This window comes from Arthrobacter gandavensis, assembly GCF_039528575.1.
Lineage (GTDB): Bacteria > Actinomycetota > Actinomycetes > Actinomycetales > Micrococcaceae > Arthrobacter_B > Arthrobacter_B citreus_B.
In genome coordinates this window covers 120,169-137,060 of sequence record NZ_BAAALV010000003.1, presented here as the reverse complement: position 1 = coordinate 137,060, position 16,892 = coordinate 120,169, and the positions used below count along the sequence as shown (strand labels likewise).

Here is a 16,892-nt window from a genome sequence, read left to right as displayed (position 1 = left end):
CTTGCGGCTGGGCAGCCGGCGGAAACCGGCCTTCTATAAGGTTAATGCCCGCCGGTGACAGTCTCCGGCAGCGACTCAGCAGCACCGGCCGATCCGGGCCCGCCGGAGAGGCGAAAGTGAACATTGCCACTGCCTGCCGGCTCGGATGTGACCTACTCATTGGTACGCGCAGAGCGAAAGGCTGGCCTTAATGGAAAGGGCGGGCGGGGAAAGGTGGTTATATGAAGTATCAACACCCTTAAGGAGGCACTCATGACAGCAGCAGTTGCTACACGTCAACTAAATGCGCTGGACCGCTGTGACCGCTGCGGCGCTCAGGCTTACGTGCGCGCGGTACTGGAATCCTCCGGTGGGGAACTGCTTTTCTGCGCTCACCATGCACGGACGGTGGAGGCCAACCTTCGGCCCCTGACGTCTGAGTGGCAGGACGAAAGTGCTCGTCTGCACCAGAAGGCCGCTTCTCCGGAAGACTAATTCCGAAGACCAGCAGTCCAAGACTTGGCGAAGGCCCCTCCGGTTCGGAGGGGCCTTCGTTCTGTCCATGGGCAGGGCCCCCGCGCACCGGATCAGACGTTGGCATCCAAGGTCCGGGTCCGGGGTCTGATTCGAAGCGTCCGGGAGAAACGGCAGTGCCCCCGCGGTGAACGCGGGGGCACTGCCGTTTACATGCTGCGGATACTGCGGCGTCTTAGTCGAGGTAGTCCCGCAGGACCTGCGACCGCGACGGGTGGCGCAGTTTCGACATGGTCTTGGATTCGATCTGGCGGATCCGCTCGCGGGTCACGCCGTAGACCTTGCCGATCTCATCGAGGGTCTTGGGCTGGCCGTCAGTGAGGCCGAAGCGCATGGCAACAACGCCAGCTTCACGTTCGGACAGGGTGTCCAGGACGGAGTGAAGCTGTTCCTGCAGGAGGGTGAAGCTCACTGCGTCGGCAGGAACAACGGCTTCGGAGTCCTCAATAAGGTCACCGAACTCGGAGTCGCCGTCCTCACCAAGGGGGGTGTGCAGGGAGATGGGCTCACGGCCGTACTTCTGCACCTCGACGACCTTTTCAGGGGTCATGTCCAGTTCAAGGGCCAGCTCTTCCGGGGCCGGCTCGCGGCCCAGGTCCTGAAGCATCTGGCGCTGGACACGGGCCAGCTTGTTGATGACTTCCACCATGTGCACGGGAATGCGGATGGTGCGGGCCTGGTCGGCCATGGCACGCGTGATGGCCTGGCGGATCCACCAGGTGGCGTAGGTCGAGAACTTGAAGCCCTTGGTGTAGTCGAACTTCTCCACCGCACGGATCAGGCCCAGGTTGCCTTCCTGGATCAGGTCCAGGAACAGCATGCCGCGGCCGGTGTAACGCTTGGCGAGCGACACAACCAGCCTGAGGTTGGCTTCCAGCAGGTGGTTCTTGGCGCGCTTGCCGTCGTGGATGATCTGCTGCAGATCCCGCTTGAGCTTGGGATCCATGTCCGGGTCGGCAGCGATTTTCTCTTCGGCGTAGAGGCCTGCTTCGATCCGCAGGGCCAGGTCGACTTCCTGCTCAGCGTTCAGCAGGGCAACCTTACCGATCTGCTTCAGGTAATCCTTAACGGGATCCGCGGTGGCGCCTGCGGAGACGACCTGCTGGGCAGGGGCATCGTCATCGTCGGCGTCGGAGTAAACAAAACCGGAACCGGTCGGGGCTGCCTCAGGAGCATCAGCCTCAACGACCTCCACGTCCACGTCCGTGGGCTCTGCTTCGGCCTCATCGGTATGGACGTCGGCGTCCTCGGCGGGGGCGGCTGCCTTCTTGGCGGTGGTCTTTGCCGCGGAGGCCTTTGCCGGAGCCTTCCGGGTGGAAGGCTTGCGGGCGGATTTGGCAGCCGTCTTGGTGGCTGCGGCGGGTGCCGCCTCAGCAACCTCGGCAGTCACAGTGTCAGTCTCTTTGACAGCAGTTGTCTTTCTCGCGGACACAGAAAACCTTTCAATACGGCGGGCTGCGGCGCCGCCATGGGGGCAACACCACTATGACCCTGTCAAGTCCGTGCCATAACCAGTGGTTTGTACGCGGTGTGGTTCTTGACGAAAACACACCGCGTCCGGTTCCTATTCCCCGCGTGAGCGGGAAGCTTGGAACGACACTAGGTACACGAACCCAACCGGGTCTCGGTTCCCATTGTCGCATGCTTTCCCACAGTGCCACCACCGGACACGAGACTTGAGGCTCCTCCGCCAGCGGCGGCGGGTTGTTCAGGCCGGCGGCCCGCCACGCCAGGCGGTCCGCGGGTACAGCGCCCACTGGGGCAGCTCTCCCCTGCGCAGCAGTTCACGAAGCAGCGCTGCGAGCCGGTATCCGGGTTCCTCGCGAAGCGCCGCGGACAGGCACAGCTCGGCCCGGGAGCTGCGCCCGCGTGCCCACTCAATCCAACCCAGCAAAGTCAGCAGGGCAGCGGCCGGCTCACCTGACGTGAACTGCAGGAGGTCACTGAATACTGCATGCGTGCGGTCCAGCCGCTCCCAGTCCGGGGCGCTCCGGCTGCGTCCAATGAGCATGGATCTGAACTGCTGGCCGGCCCGCGCAGAAGCTGCCGGTGCGGTGCTTCCCTGTGCCTGCGGCTCCGCTGCCGGATCCAGCCACTGCCGTGCACCGTTTACGGCGGCCGTCAGTCCCGAGGCGGCAAGGACCAGGACGGTGTCCCGTATGGGCTTGCAGTGAAGGCTGGCCAGCAGCAGCGCGTCCCCCTGAACCCCTTCTTGCGTGGGATGCGGCGCCCCGGCTGCGGACGGCGGCGGCACCGTCCCGGGGGCTGATCCGATCCTGCGGTCCCAGGCCCCAAGCACTTCATCGAAGACTTCCGGGTTGCCCCACATGCCGTCCAGACGCCAACGGATTTCCTCAACGCGTTCATCCAGGGCGGCGGTCCGGAACGTTCCTGCCGTGCGCAGTGATCCATCCAGCGAGGCGGAGTAGGCGCTCCCCCGGTAGACCAGTTCTGCACTAAGCCTGCTCTCGGCAATCTTGTCCTCCGGGTGTCCGGGCCAGGGGCAGCAGGCAGCGTCCGTGCAGAAGTAGGACCGCCATGTTCCGTTACCCGACAGCCAGGCGTCGCGGAGGCTCAGCCCATTGTCTTCGAGTTCCCCGCTCAGGAGCTCCATGAGGGCGCTGTACGGCGGAGGGCCGCCTTCAACCAGGCGCAGGCCGGTGTACATCACGGCCAGCACTCCATCGGTGTCTTCATCGTTGGACAGCAGGGACGAGATTCGGGATACATAGCCGGAGATCAGTTCAAGACTGTCGGGTTCGGGCCTGTTTCCGGCGCAGGAGGCACCCGGCAGGTCCAGCCGGAGCGTGGCCCCGAGCCGGGAACCGCGGAGCCCGAGCAGAACCAGCGATTCCTGCGGCTGGAAGCCGAGGCAGTGGGGAACAAACGCCAGAATGTCCTGCGGCGTCCCTGCGCACAGCACCTCCGGGGTGCCGGAATCGGCGGCACCAGAACCGGGGCCAGCGCTTCCTGTAGTGTCCGCCCGAACGGATTTGCGGTGTTCGGGCTGGCGACCGCCGGCAGGGTGTCCCGCTTCCTGGAATTCGTTCATACGGCCAGCCTGCCTGCACAGGACGGTCACCGGCCCTTTGGACTCATCACCTGCGGACAACGGCCCGGCGGCGCAGGCTATTGGCTCCGCTGGGGAGGGAAAGACGCGGAAGAGGGCCGGCAACGGCGCATCCCCGGAAATCCTCATCCCGGCAGGGACCGGCGCAAAGACGTTAGTCGCCTGCCGGTTTCTGCACTCCCCGTCCGTCGTGGTCCGGCCCGGCACCGCGGCGTTCCTCGCGGCGGCGGCGGCGTTCCCGGGCCAGCGCTTCCCGAAGCGGCGGCAGGCGCAGTCCGTCATCAGCCATGGCAGAGCGCACCCTGCGGCGGCTCCTCAGGATGCCGGCCACTCCAACGCCCATGACCAGGAACTGCACGGCCAAGGCGATGCGGAATGCCGCCAGATCATAAAGGTTTCCGCCGGAGAAGCCGGTATTGAGCAGCACATCGAGGACCAGGCCTACGAGGTACATCGAGACAAGTGAGGCAACAAACCCGCCGATGTTCACTATTCCGGTGGCCGTACCCAGACGGGTGCTGGGGTTGTACGTCCTGGCGAAATCGAAACCGATCATGGAGCCAGGGCCGCCAATGGCAAGCACGGCAACAAGACCGGCAAGGACCCATACGGGAGCCGGGCCCGGCCAGAACATCACGACCAGCCAGGCGCAGGCCATAGCGGCAGCGATCAGCAGAACCATGGTGGACCGGCGCAGCGGGTGCCGGCCCACCCACGACCCAAGCCACGGTCCGCACACGATGGCGACCGCAACAAAGAATGTCATCAGCAGGGAGGCTTCAGCGGGGGAAACCTGTTCGGCGCTGACCAGGTACGGGTATCCCCACATCAGCACAAACACCGTCCCCGGGAACTGGATGGTGAAGTGTGTCCACAGCCCCAGCCGGGTGCCGGGCTGGCGCCAGGCAGCTGCGAGGGAACCGCCGTCGTGCGTTGAGCGGGGGACACGCACGGCATTGCCGGGCTGATTGCGGACGAAAGCCAGCGCCAGCACGAAGGCGAGGACAGAGAGTGCCGCCGCGGAGATGAACGCCGTATTCCATCCCAGGGCATGCAGCGCAAACGCGAACGGAATGGCACTGGCAATCTGGCCCAGCTGGCCAATAATCCCGGTCCACTGGGTCAGGACGGGAATCCTTGGCGCCGGGAACCAGGCCGGCAGCAGCCGCAGAACGGAAATAAAGGTCAGCGCGTCACCGGCCCCAACCAGGGAACGTCCGGCAATGCCGGCACCTACTGACTCCGCAACGGCAAGCTGGAACTGTCCGGCGAACATCAGCACCGCTCCGGCGGCGATGAGGAGCCGGGGACCGAACCGGTCCACCAGCATGCCTACCGGAATCTGCAGGCCGGCATAAACGACCAGCTGCACGACGGTAAAGATGGAAAGGACGGATGCAGTCGCCGAGAACCGTTCAGTGGCCTCCACACCTGCAACACCAAAAGCGGTCCGCTGGGTGACGGCCACCATGTAGGCAAAGACTCCGGCACCCCAGACCAGCCATGCGCCTCGGGTTTTCATGCGGCACCGCCGGCACAGACGGCGGCCAACACAGGAACAGGCTTATGCGTTGCCGTTGTCTCCGGGTGTTCCGGGCCGGTCTTCGCCGCCGGGAAGGCGCTCGGGGCCGTTCGGTTCAACGCTTTCCTCATCCTCGTCTGACGCAGGGCCTTTGCCGTCCTGGCCGGGTTCCTGCTCGTTCTGTCCAACAAGCAGTGCCTCAGTCTCTTCTTCGGCCTGCGGGCTGGCCAGGTACGCTTCGACTGCGGCGCCGAGCTCTTCGGCGTCGGGCAGCTCATCGTTGTTCTTGACCAGCAGGGAACGCCGGACGGTGCTGCCGTTGTACTCGTCGTACCGGCTCTCCAGCGTGGCCACGACACCGCGGACTTCGGCTGAGGCATCGACCTGCTGCGCAATCTGCTTTTCAACCTCGCGGCCGGCTTCGCGCAGCCGGTCGGTCGGCAGGACCAGATTAGCCGCCGCACCGAGGTATTCCAGCGCCGCCACGGCGGCAGGCGGGAATTCGGCATCCGAAAGGTAGTGCGGGACGTGAACCACATGGCCCACGACGTCGACACCGGCCTCGGAGAGGCGCAGCTCAAGCAGGTGACCCACGGCAGCCTGGATCTGCGCCGTCGGCTTCCACGAGCTGATTCCCTCGATCAGGTCCGGCCGGTTGCCGTGCGCAGTGACGCCGATGGGGCGCGTGTGCGGCACGGGCATCGGGATGGAATGGACCCATGCGACGAGCGATACGTCCAGTGCCTGAACCAGGCTCAGCACCGCTGCGGTGAAGCGTTCCCACTGGAAATCGGGTTCGAACCCGGTCAGGAACAGGAAGGGTTCACCCAGTCCGTCGTAAAAGCGGTGCAGTTCGATGCGCGGAGCCTCGTAGCCCGTGAAATGGTCTTCCACGAAAGTCAGCTGCGGACGGCGGGCACGGTAGTCGATGAGCTGGTCGGCGTCGAAGGTGGCCACCAGATCGTGTTCCAGGTTTTCGAAAAGTTCGTCACGGACCTGGGACACCACATGGCCTGCCTCACCGAAACCCGTGAATCCGGCAATCAGCCGCAGCCCGCGCACTTCGGCGGAGGCGGCCAGTTCCGGATCCAGGTTGAACAGGGTCAGCGGATCAAGCATGTTGTACCTTCCTGCCACTCGTCCCGTTGGTTTGCGGGGGCGCTTTAGAAACCAAGCGCGTGGTTGTCAATCCCTTACTCAAGGGTAAACGCCAGGCGATAGCCGATTCATTCCACACCGCCGGGAACCCCTGCCGCATGGGCAGCGGCGGAAGAGACTACGATCGGAAGAGCAAAGCACAAGGAACACACACAAACGTGAGGATGAAGCTTCGTGAGCAAAGCCAGTGAGCCAGACCTGCAGGTAATTTCCCGGGACGTTCGCAAGGTCCAGACGCAGGCACTGGTAGTCGGCGTCGGGCAGACCCCTGACGGACCCGTACTGGTGGACAGCCCGCTCTCACAAAAGTCTTCCTCGGCAGTGGCCGGTTCCTTCGCCCTGCTGGGCGTCACCGGTGCCGCCGACCAGGTGGTCCGCCTTCCAGGCCTGCCGGAGCTGGACGCAGAGATGCTGGTCCTGGCAGGCCTCGGCCCGGTTTCGGCAGGTGAGCAGCTGAGCACCGAATCACTCCGCCGGGCAGCCGGCTCCGCAGTCCGGCAGCTCGCGGGCACGGCCACGGTGGCCCTGGCCCTTCCCGCCTCCACCGTGGAGGACGCAGCCGCGGTTGCTGAAGGTGCCCTCCTTGGCGCGTACAGCTTCACGGAACACCGCAGCGCCCACTCTGCCAAGGTTCCCGCGCCCGTCTCATCAATCACTGTGGTTACCTCCACCGCCTCGGATGCCGCGCTGAAGCCGGCCCTCGAGCGCGCCCGGATCGTGGCCCGCGCCGTGAATGCCACCCGCACACTGGTCAACCAGCCGCCCAGCCACCTTTACCCCGAAACTTTCGCCGCGGCCGCCCGCGACGCCGCCCGGCCGCTGCCCGTCAAGGTCACTGTCTGGGACGAGAAGAAACTGGAGCGCGACGGCTTCGGCGGCATCCTGGGCGTCGGCAAGGGCTCGGCCCGTCCGCCGCGCCTGGTAAAGGTGGAGTACTCCCCCGCCCGGGCCAAGGCCAAGCTCGCCCTGGTAGGCAAGGGAATCACCTTCGACTCGGGCGGACTGTCCCTGAAGCCGGCCGCGGGCATGCAGGCAATGAAGTCGGACATGGGCGGTGCCGCCGTCGTCCTCAATGCACTGCTTGCCATTGCTGAACTGGGCCTGCCGCTCAAGGTCACGGCATGGCTCTGCCTGGCCGAGAACATGCCCTCCGGCACCGCCCAGCGCCCGTCGGACGTCCTCACCACCTACGGCGGACGCACCGTGGAGGTCCTGAACACCGACGCCGAGGGCCGCCTGGTGATGGCCGACGGCCTGGCGATCGCCAGCGAGGAACACCCGGACGCCATCATCGACGTCGCCACCCTGACCGGCGCACAGATGGTAGCGCTGGGCAACCGCGTGTCCGCCGTCATGGGCGAGGACGGCGTCCGCGACGCCGTCAAGGCCGCCGCGGACCGCGCCGGAGAATTGTTCTGGCCCATGCCGCTGCCCGAAGAACTGCGTGCCAGCCTGGATTCGCCCACCGCTGACCTCGCCAACATCGGTGAGCGTTTCGGCGGCATGATGACCGCCGCTGTCTTCCTGCGCGAGTTCGTCGGCGAAGTCGACGGTGTAAAGATCCCCTGGGCCCACCTGGACATCGCCGGACCTGCCTTCAACGAAGGCGCACCCTACGGCTACACCCCGAAGGAAGGCACCGGGGTTGCTGTGCGCACGCTGGTTTCCTACGCGGAGGACGTCCTGGCCCGCGCGGTATAACACCCACAGCTGTTCCGCGTGCAACTTAGACGGGCAAATGTTGCGCGTGTTTCTGGTTACATTCGCCTTCCGGCCCACTTAACCGAGTGGATGCCGGGGAAACTGGGCGATAGTGTGAAACCTATTCACAACCGCCCGAATCACTAACCGACGCGCCATCAGTGCGTCAACAGATTACGCGAGGGAGCGTCCACGTGGCCGAAGAGGCAACTGCGCAAGAGTTCGACATCCTGATCCTCGGTGGAGGCAGCGGCGGCTACGCCGCAGCACTCCGCTCCGTGGAGCTGGGCTTTTCCGTCGGGCTGATCGAAAAGGGGAAGCTGGGCGGCACCTGCCTGCACAACGGCTGCATCCCCACCAAGGCACTGCTGCACTCAGCCGAAATCGCTGAAAACGCCAAGACTGCGGAGAAGTACGGCATCAAGGCCACCTTCGACTCCGTGGACATGAACGCCGTCAACACCTACAAGGACAACATCATTGCGGGCAAGTTCCGCGGCCTGCAGGGCCTGATCAAGTCCAAGGGCATCACCGTCATTGAGGGTGAAGGCCGGCTGACCAGCGAAAAGACCATCGAGGTCAACGGCCGGACCTACACCGGTTCCAACATCATCCTGGCCACCGGCTCCTACTCCCGGTCACTTCCGGGCCTGGAAATCGGCGGACGCGTCATCACCTCCGACCAGGCACTGACCCTGGACTACGTCCCCAAGAGTGCAGTGATCCTGGGCGGCGGCGTGATCGGCGTCGAATTCGCCTCCGTGTGGAACTCCTTCGGTGTTGACGTCACGATCGTTGAAGGACTGCCGTCGCTGGTCCCCAACGAAGACGCCGCCATCATCAAGAACCTGGAGCGCGCCTACAAGAAGCGCGGCATCAAGTTCAGCACGGGAATCTTCTTCGAAAAGGTGGAGCAGAACGACGACGGCGTCGTCGTCACCCTGGCTGACGGCAAGACCTTCGAAGCCGAGCTGCTGCTCGTCGCCGTCGGCCGCGGACCGGTTACGGCCAACCTCGGCTACGAAGAAGCCGGCCTGACCATGGACCGCGGCTTCGTCATCACCAACGAGCGCCTGCACACCGGCGTCGGCAACGTCTACGCCGTGGGCGACATCGTCCCCGGCCTGCAGCTGGCCCACCGCGGCTTCCAGCAGGGCATCTTCGTCGCCGAGGAAATCGCCGGCCTGAAGCCGGTAGTGGTCGAAGACGTCAACATCCCGAAGGTCACCTACTGCGAACCGGAAATCGCTTCCGTTGGCCTGACCGAGGCTAAGGCCAAGGAAAAGCTGGGTGCCGACAACGTCCAGGTCCAGGAATACAACCTGGCCGGCAACGGCAAGACCTCCATCCTGGGCAGTTCCGGCCTGATCAAGATGGTACGCGAGAAGGATGGCCCCATCATCGGTGTCCACATGATCGGCGGCCGTATCGGCGAGCAGATCGGTGAAGCCCAGCTCATCGTCAACTGGGAAGCCTACCCGGAAGACCTGGCCGGCCTGCTGCATGCCCACCCCACCCAGAACGAAGCCATTGGCGAGGCTGCCATGGCCCTCGCGGGCAAGCCGCTGCACGGCTAAGAGGCCTTGCAGCACCAGTTTTTCCCTGGTGCACCCGGTGCCGTAGCCGCCGGGTGCACTAGGCTTCAAACCAACCAGCACCAGCGGTACGGCTGGTCAGAGAACTAACAAGGAGAAACGGGGACAATATGTCTGAAACCGTGAACTTACCCGCTCTTGGTGAGAGCGTCACCGAAGGCACCGTTACCCGCTGGCTGAAGCAGGTAGGCGATACCGTCGCCGTTGACGAGCCCCTGCTCGAAGTGTCCACCGACAAGGTCGACACCGAAATCCCTTCACCGGTGGCAGGCGTCATCGAGGAGATCCTCGTAGCCGAAGACGAGACCGCTGAGGTTGGCGAAGCGCTGGTGCGCATCGGCGACGGCTCCGGCTCCTCCTCCGACTCCGATTCCTCGGCACCGGCGCAGGAGGAAGCACCTGCCCAAGAGGCTCCCGAGCCCGAGGCCAAGGAAGAAGCACCCGCCCAGGAAGCCCCCGCTGAGGACTCCGGCTCCGCCGACTCCGGCGACAGCACCGATGTCACGCTGCCGGCCCTGGGCGAGAGCGTTACCGAAGGCACCGTCACCCGGTGGCTGAAGGCCGTCGGCGACGACGTGGCAGTAGATGAGCCCCTCCTGGAGGTCTCCACCGACAAGGTCGACACCGAGATCCCCTCCCCCGTGGCCGGCAAGCTGCTGGAGATCAAGGTCAACGAGGACGAGACCGCTGAGGTCGGTTCCGTCCTGGCCGTCATCGGTTCCGGCTCTGCGGCTCCGGCCAAGGCCGAGCCGAAGGAAGCTGAGCCGGTAGCCGCCGCGCCGTCGACCGAGCGCGAAGAGCCCGTAGCCGAGCCCAAGCAGGAAGCCGCTCCCAAGCAGGAGGCTCCCAAGCAGGAGGCCCCCAAGCAGGAGGCCCCGAAGGAAGAGGCTCCCAAGCAGGCAGCCGACACGGAAGAATCCGGCTCGGGTACCTACGTCACGCCGCTGGTCCGCAAGCTGGCCAACGAGCACGGCGTGGACCTCTCCACTGTGAAGGGCTCCGGCGTAGCCGGACGCATCCGCAAGCAGGATGTCCTGGATGCTGCCGAAGCGGCCAAGGCAAAGGAACCGGCATCCGCTGCGGCGCCGTCGTCCTCTGACAAGGTTGCTCCCGCGAAGATCAGCGAAGAGAGCGCAAAGCTGCGCGGCACCACGGTCAAGGCACCGCGCATCCGCCAGACCATTGCCCGCCGCATGAAGGAGTCCCTGGACACCTCTGCACAGCTGACGCAGGTCCAGGAAGTCGACATGACCCGCATCGCCACGATGCGGCAGAAGGCCAAGGCCGGCTTCAAGGAGCAGAACGGTGCAAACCTGACGTTCCTGCCGTTCATCGCCAAGGCCGTGGTGGAGGCGCTCAAGGCGCACCCGAAGCTGAACGCTTCCTACGACTCCGAGACGCAGGAAATCACCTACCACGACGCCGAGCACCTGGCGATCGCCGTTGATACCGAAAAGGGCCTGCTGGTTCCGGTCATCAACGACGCAGGCGACCTGAACCTCGCCGGCCTCGCCAAGCGGATTGCCGACGTCGGGGCACGCACCCGCAACGGCAAGATCGGTCCGGATGAGCTCTCCGGCGGCACCTTCACGATCACCAACATCGGCAGCGTCGGAGCACTCTTCGACACCCCGATCATCAACCAGCCCCAGGTTGGAATCCTGGGCACCGGTGCGATCGTGAAGCGCCCGGTTGTCCGCACGGACGAAGACGGCAATGACACCATTGCCATCCGGTCCATGATGTACCTGTCACTGACGTACGACCACCGCCTGGTGGACGGCGCCGACGCCGGTCGGTTCCTTCAGACGCTGAAGGCACGGCTGGAAGAAGGCAGCTTCGAAGCCGATCTGGGCCTCTAAGCGCTAGACCACGCAGACAGGCGGGCGTCCCCTCGGGGCGCCCGCCTGTCGCGTTAAGTGCTGCCCGGCAGGGGAAGTTCTACCCGTTGTAGAATAGTTACCGGAATAATTACGCACCCTGACACTCTGTCGGTAAGATCGAATCCATGGACTTCCTTCACAACTTCCTTGTCTTCCTCCACATCCTCGGAGCCGGCATCATCGTCGGCATCTGGGTTGCCAAGATCAAGAACCCCACCGTGATGCCCGGCCAGTTCCACGCCGCACTGCTGCAGCTGGTGACCGGCATCCTGCTGGTCGGCGTCAATGAGATGGGCGACGGCGACGTCAACCACATCAAGGTTGCGGCCAAGCTCACCATCGCACTGGTGATCGCAATCATGGCCTTCATCGGCCAGCGCAAGTACAAGAAGGACCAGCCGGTCTCCGGCGTACTGGCCAACGGCGTGGGCATCCTGACTGTGGTCAACGTGGCCCTGGCCACCATGTGGTGATCAACCCCTAAACGCATTACGCGGTGTATCCGCCCGGGTTCCTCCCCTCCGCTTCGGAGGGGAGGAACTTTTTTGTGCCCTCTGCCCGGACGGCGTGGACGGACTGCGGCCCAGGGGTCTGGCAGTTGCCTTCCCTGCCTGCAAGGATGGGCGCCAGCGCCTTACGGCAGTCCCGCCCGGCGCCCTGCCCCGAAGGAGCTTCCATGGCTACTGTCCGTAAAGCACACACCATTTGGAACGGGGACCTGTTCCACGGCAAGGGTGAAGTAACCCTCGATTCGTCCCAGCTTGGGACTTTCGACGTCACCTGGAAAGCCCGCGCGGAGGAGGCCGAGGGGCGGACCAGCCCCGAGGAACTAATAGCGGCCGCACACTCCGCCTGCTTCTCCATGGCCTTCAGCAACGCCCTGGCAGAAGCAGGCAAGACAGCAGAACGCATCGAAACCTCCGCCGAGGTCACCTTCGTTCCGGGAACCGGAATCACAGGCAGCCATCTGCGCGTCAACGCCGCGGTTCCGGATCTGACCGCCGAGGAGTTCACCGACATTGCCGAGTCCGCCAAGACCGGCTGTCCCGTGTCCCAGGCGCTTTCCGGCATCACCATCACCATGGATGCGACGCTGGAAACCTAGGCTCCACCTCGCCCTCCCGGACTAAAAAGGACCTCTCCCCGCCGGGAGAGGTCCTTTGGGGTATTGCCCGCCAACCCGTACGCGTACTCTCCCTTACAAGCGAGCTTGGCCGGGGGCCAAGGGAGCGGTTTCGATACGACCGCAACTGCGTCTGAAGGTGAAGATATGAACCTCACGCCAAAGGAAATCGACAAACTTTACGTCTACCAGGTGGCCGAGCTGGCCCGAAGGCGCCGGGACCGGGGAACCAAACTCAACGTCAGCGAGGCCATTGCCCTGATCTGCGAGGCAATCCTGGAAGGTGCCCGGGACGGCAAAACCGTCGCTGAAGTGATGGAGCTCGGAAAGCACATAGTTTCCGAGGGCCAGTGCATGGACGGCGTCCGCGAACGGCTGCCCCTTCTGCAGGTCGAAGCGACCTTCGTCGACGGCAGCAAGCTGGTCTCCTGCCACGATCCGATCGGGGTGTGACTTGACCCGGCCCACGGAGCCGGATGCGACGGTAGTACTGGTCGGAGGACATGAAAGCGGCAACGGTGCTGATCTGGCCTTCGTGCCGGATCTTGTGCCCGGCGCACTTATCACTCCCGCCGGCCGGCCCCTGCACAACCTGCTCACGCGCCTCCTGGCCCGCAGCAGGGAAGCAGCTTCCGACCCGCGGCCCGTAGTGGTGCTGCCCATGACATTCGGCCGCAACCCCACCCTCGTTGCCGATACGGCGAAGACACTTCGCTGGCTGGGTGCCGCCGCAGGTCAGCCCGCAGCTCCACTCTCCCTGGCCGATCCCTTCGGAACGAGCGACCACCTCACGGCCTGGCTCAGGACTGCGGCGGTCGAAGTGCGCAGGCGGTCACCGAAAGCGGCAATGCTGATCACTGCCGACGCCGCGAACCCTTTCGACGATGCCGACCTTTACCGCGTCACCCATTTGGTGCGGACGCACGGAGCAGGCATCCCCGTCGAAACGGCAACTGTGGGCAGCGTCGGCGGGCTCCTGGAAGCGGTCCAGCGGCTCCGGCGGCTTGGCAGCGTGCACACCGTTGTGGTTCCCGCCGGGTTCCGGCGTGCGGGAACCGTCCACTCGGAGGCGGTGCCGTTCCGCGCCGGCGAGTTCTCCGACGTCGAATTCTACGGCGCGCTGCTGAGCGAGCAGGCAGTGCTGCGTGTCATTCGTGATCGGGTCCGGGACGCCCTGCATGCCCTCAGCCACGGCCGTTCCGGCGTGGAAGCCGGGCTGCAGGCCGACCACGGCCACGGCTACGCCCATTCACACGCCTTCGAGGAGGCGTCCGGCGGGCACTCACACACCCACGGCGTAGCTGCCGGCCATACGCACAGCTACCCCGCCCCGACTGGCAGGAACTGACGGGCCTCCACCCACAACCAGATACAGCGACCCTGCACCGCTAGGGAAGGACAGATCATGCTGGGCACCCCAAGTTATGACCATAAGCAAGAGGACATTGAGATAAACGCCGGCCGGCCAAGCGTCACCCTGCTGGTAAGCAACACCGGAGACCGGGCGGTGCAGATAGGCTCGCACTTCCACTTCTTCGAAACCAACAAGGCCCTCCTGTTCGAACGTGAGCGGGCCTACGGAATGCATCTGGACCTTCCAGCAGGCACCGGCGTCCGGATTGAGGCCGGGGATACCCGGGAGGTAACCCTCACCGCCTACGCGGGAAACCGGCGGGTGATCGGCTTCAACAACCTTGTTGACGGCGGACTCGACGCTGCGGACACCAAGATCCGCGCGATGGAGCGGATGAGGGAACTCGGGTTCCAGGACGGCAAGCCGACCGCCAAACCAACTGCCGGCAAAAAAGACGGCACGGGCAAAACCCCTGCCGCAAAAGAGGGGAAGAAGTGATGGCCAGGATCCCGCGCAAACAGTACACCGACCTCTTTGGCCCGACTACCGGAGACCGGGTGCGCCTGGCAGACACCAATCTGGTGATCGAGATTGAGAAGGACTTCAACGAGGGCCACTACGGCGACGAAGTTGTCTACGGCGGCGGCAAGACAGCCCGCGACGGCATGGCCGCAGACCCCCAGGCGACTTCCGCTGAAGGCGTCCTGGACCTGGTCATCACGAATGCCATTATCCTGGACCCCATCCTCGGAGTCGTTAAGGGCGACATCGGCATTCGCGACGGAAAGATCGCCGGGGTCGGCAAATCCGGGAACCCGCATACCCAGAGCGGAGTTGACCCCCGTCTTGTCGTTGGACCAGGCACCGAACTGCTCGCCGGCGAACACTTCATCGCCACAGCCGGTGGCATCGACTCCCACGTCCACTACATCTCCCCCGAGCAGGCGCTGGCGGCGCTCTCCAACGGCATCACCACCCTTTTTGGGGGCGGCACGGGGCCAACGGACGGTACTAACGGCGTCACTACAACCCCCGGCGTCTGGAACATAGCCACGATGCTCCGGTCCATCGAGGGGATGCCCGTCAACATGGGCATTCTTGGAAAAGGCAACGGATCGCTGCCGGACGCACTGATCGAGCAGATCGAGGGCGGAGCAGCGGGCCTCAAGGTTCATGAGGACTTCGGAGCGACACCGGCCGCGCTCAGCATGGCACTTTCAGTCGCGGACGATTACGACGTCCAGATCTCGGTGCACACCGACAGCCTCAACGAGGCCGGATATGTAGAGAACACGCTGGACGCCATCGATGGCCGCACCATCCACACCTTCCACACCGAGGGCGCCGGCGGCGGGCACGCCCCGGACATCATCAAGGTGGCCGGCTACCCCAACGTGCTTCCGTCGTCAACGAACCCCACATTGCCTTATACGGCCAACTCCGTGGACGAGCTGCTGGACATGGTGATGGTCTGCCACCACCTCTCCCACGACATCCCCGAGGACGTCGCCTTTGCGGACTCGCGCGTTCGTGCCGAGACCATCTCCGCTGAGACGGTTTTCCACGACGAGGGCATCATCTCGATGGTGTCCTCCGATTCCCAGGCCATGGGGCGCATCGGTGAATCCTTTATGCGCACCTTCCAAATTGCGCACCACTGCAAGGACCAGCGCGGCAAGCTGCCGGAAGACAGCGCGGACAATGACAACTTCCGCGTGCTGCGGTTCCTTGCCAAGATCACCATCAACCCGGCCATCACCCAGGGTGTCTCCGATTACATCGGGTCACTGGAAGAGGGCAAAATGGCGGACATCGTGCTCTGGCCGATTCAGTCCTTCGCCGCCAAGCCGAGGCTGATCGTTAAGGGCGGCCTGATCAACTGGGCGCTGATGGGAGACCCGAACGCTTCACTGCCCACCCCGCAGCCGGTGTTCTACCGGCCTATGTTCGGCGCGCAGGGCAAGGCGCTGCAGAGCACCCGGGCGACCTTTATGTCCAAGGCTGCCATTGACAAGGGCGTGCCGGAAACGCTTGGCCTGGAGAGCCAGATCCTGCCGGTGCACCGCTGCCGCGGCATCGGGAAGGAACATATGGTCCGCAACAATGCCACGCCGGATATCACGGTGGATCCGGAGACCTATGACGTGACCTATAACGGCACGCTGGCGAAGATACCCCCGGCGCAGTCCCTGCCGCTGACCCAGCTGTTCTTCCTGGCGTAGGAACACAGGATGTCGGACGTAAGGCAGCTGCTCACCAGCCTGCAGTTCGCGGATTCGGCCTTTCCCAGCGGGTTCTACACAATGTCGCACGGACTCGAGGGCTTCAGCCAGGCCAGGCTCGTCTCGCGCGGCGATGTGCAGCCGCTGCTGGCGGATCTGCTGCTGCACTCCGTTGGACCCGGGGATGCAACGGCACTCGCCGCGGCACACCGCGCGGCGTCCGACGGCGACATCGAACTCGTTCAGGAAATCGACCAGCTTCTCTTCGCCTCCAAGCTGAACGCGGAGATGCGTACGGCCTCCGTGCGCAGCGGACACCAGCTGATCGATCTCGGTGCCGAGTTGATTGAGCAGCCGCTGCTCGCTGAATACGGTGCCAGGGTGCGCAGCCGGGCCACCCCCGGCTGCCAGCCTGTTGCCTCGGCCGTGATTTATGCGGCTAATGGCGTCCAGACCCGGCAGGCCGTGGCCTCGGACCTGTTCGCCTTTTCGGCAAGCTTCGTTGGTGCCGCGCTCCGCCTGCGGCTTACCGACCACCGGCATGCCCAGGCCGTCCTGCTGGAAACGGCTGGAGTAATGGAGCAGGCCACGGACGCCGCGCTTGAGCGCGACCTCGCCGACCTCGGCGGCTGCGTGCCGCTGGCCGATGTCATGTCCGCCCAGCACGAAAAAGCCGAGGCACGGCTCTTCGCCAGCTGACCCGGCACACGAAGGAAGGTCGGACGGGCACCGTACGGTGCCCGTCACGAAA

14 protein-coding genes and 1 pseudogene are annotated in these 16,892 nt (G+C 64.7%); 11 read left to right on the top strand and 4 right to left on the bottom strand.

The window, feature by feature from the left end:
• The first annotated feature begins 252 nt into the window (after positions 1–252).
• Positions 253–474 carry a DUF7455 domain-containing protein gene (locus ABFX29_RS10895; protein WP_091605542.1) on the top strand — a complete coding sequence of 74 codons (222 nt, stop codon included), beginning with the start codon at positions 253–255 and terminating at the stop codon, positions 472–474.
• 214 nt (positions 475–688) lie between these two features.
• Here ABFX29_RS10895 and ABFX29_RS10890 read toward each other — a convergent pair whose 3' ends face one another.
• The 4 genes and pseudogenes from ABFX29_RS10890 to ABFX29_RS10875 form a co-directional block, all read right to left on the bottom strand.
• Complete coding sequence (locus ABFX29_RS10890) at positions 689–1,945, bottom strand: RNA polymerase sigma factor (RefSeq protein ID WP_152229129.1); 1,257 nt, start codon at positions 1,943–1,945, stop codon at positions 689–691.
• A 276-nt stretch (positions 1,946–2,221) separates the two neighbouring features.
• Positions 2,222–3,565 carry a DUF4192 domain-containing protein gene (locus tag ABFX29_RS10885; protein ID WP_170287799.1) on the bottom strand — a complete coding sequence of 448 codons (1,344 nt, stop codon included), beginning with the start codon at positions 3,563–3,565 and terminating at the stop codon, positions 2,222–2,224.
• Positions 3,566–3,737: 172 nt separating this feature from the next.
• Positions 3,738–5,105 (bottom strand): MFS transporter, encoded by a 1,368-nt coding sequence (locus tag ABFX29_RS10880; RefSeq protein ID WP_152229131.1) that lies wholly within the window; start codon positions 5,103–5,105, stop codon positions 3,738–3,740.
• A 225-nt stretch (positions 5,106–5,330) separates the two neighbouring features.
• Positions 5,331–6,224: pseudogene (locus ABFX29_RS10875) on the bottom strand (proteasome assembly chaperone family protein); the annotation flags it as partial.
• Between the two features lie 213 nt (positions 6,225–6,437).
• Here ABFX29_RS10875 and ABFX29_RS10870 point away from each other — a divergent pair.
• The 10 genes from ABFX29_RS10870 to ABFX29_RS10825 all read left to right on the top strand — a co-directional run bounded on the left by ABFX29_RS10870 (position 6,438) and on the right by ABFX29_RS10825 (position 16,840).
• Positions 6,438–7,964 carry a leucyl aminopeptidase gene (locus ABFX29_RS10870; RefSeq protein WP_152229133.1) on the top strand — a complete coding sequence of 509 codons (1,527 nt, stop codon included), beginning with the start codon at positions 6,438–6,440 and terminating at the stop codon, positions 7,962–7,964.
• A 194-nt stretch (positions 7,965–8,158) separates the two neighbouring features.
• Positions 8,159–9,541, top strand: coding sequence for a dihydrolipoyl dehydrogenase (gene lpdA, locus ABFX29_RS10865; RefSeq protein ID WP_152229134.1), 1,383 nt, complete (start codon positions 8,159–8,161; stop codon positions 9,539–9,541).
• A 128-nt stretch (positions 9,542–9,669) separates the two neighbouring features.
• Complete coding sequence (sucB, locus tag ABFX29_RS10860; protein WP_152229135.1) at positions 9,670–11,421, top strand: 2-oxoglutarate dehydrogenase, E2 component, dihydrolipoamide succinyltransferase; 1,752 nt, start codon at positions 9,670–9,672, stop codon at positions 11,419–11,421.
• 146 nt (positions 11,422–11,567) lie between these two features.
• Positions 11,568–11,915 (top strand): hypothetical protein, encoded by a 348-nt coding sequence (locus tag ABFX29_RS10855; RefSeq protein WP_152229136.1) that lies wholly within the window; start codon positions 11,568–11,570, stop codon positions 11,913–11,915.
• 203 nt (positions 11,916–12,118) lie between these two features.
• Positions 12,119–12,547 carry an OsmC family protein gene (locus tag ABFX29_RS10850; RefSeq protein ID WP_152229137.1) on the top strand — a complete coding sequence of 143 codons (429 nt, stop codon included), beginning with the start codon at positions 12,119–12,121 and terminating at the stop codon, positions 12,545–12,547.
• Between the two features lie 165 nt (positions 12,548–12,712).
• On the top strand, positions 12,713–13,018 hold the full coding sequence (locus ABFX29_RS10845) for an urease subunit gamma (RefSeq protein WP_152229138.1): 306 nt from the start codon (positions 12,713–12,715) through the stop codon (positions 13,016–13,018).
• Position 13,019: 1 nt separating this feature from the next.
• Positions 13,020–13,913: a sirohydrochlorin chelatase family protein gene (locus ABFX29_RS10840; RefSeq protein ID WP_152229139.1), complete on the top strand. Its 894-nt coding sequence runs from the start codon at positions 13,020–13,022 to the stop codon at positions 13,911–13,913.
• 57 nt (positions 13,914–13,970) lie between these two features.
• Positions 13,971–14,417 (top strand): urease subunit beta, encoded by a 447-nt coding sequence (locus ABFX29_RS10835; protein ID WP_152229140.1) that lies wholly within the window; start codon positions 13,971–13,973, stop codon positions 14,415–14,417.
• A complete protein-coding gene (gene ureC, locus ABFX29_RS10830; RefSeq protein ID WP_152229141.1) occupies positions 14,417–16,141 on the top strand; it encodes an urease subunit alpha in 1,725 nt (574 codons plus the stop codon). Before ABFX29_RS10835 ends, ureC begins: the two co-directional genes overlap by 1 nt.
• Before the next feature lie 9 nt (positions 16,142–16,150).
• Positions 16,151–16,840, top strand: coding sequence for an urease accessory protein UreF (locus ABFX29_RS10825; RefSeq protein WP_152229142.1), 690 nt, complete (start codon positions 16,151–16,153; stop codon positions 16,838–16,840).
• Positions 16,841–16,892 lie beyond the last annotated feature (52 nt).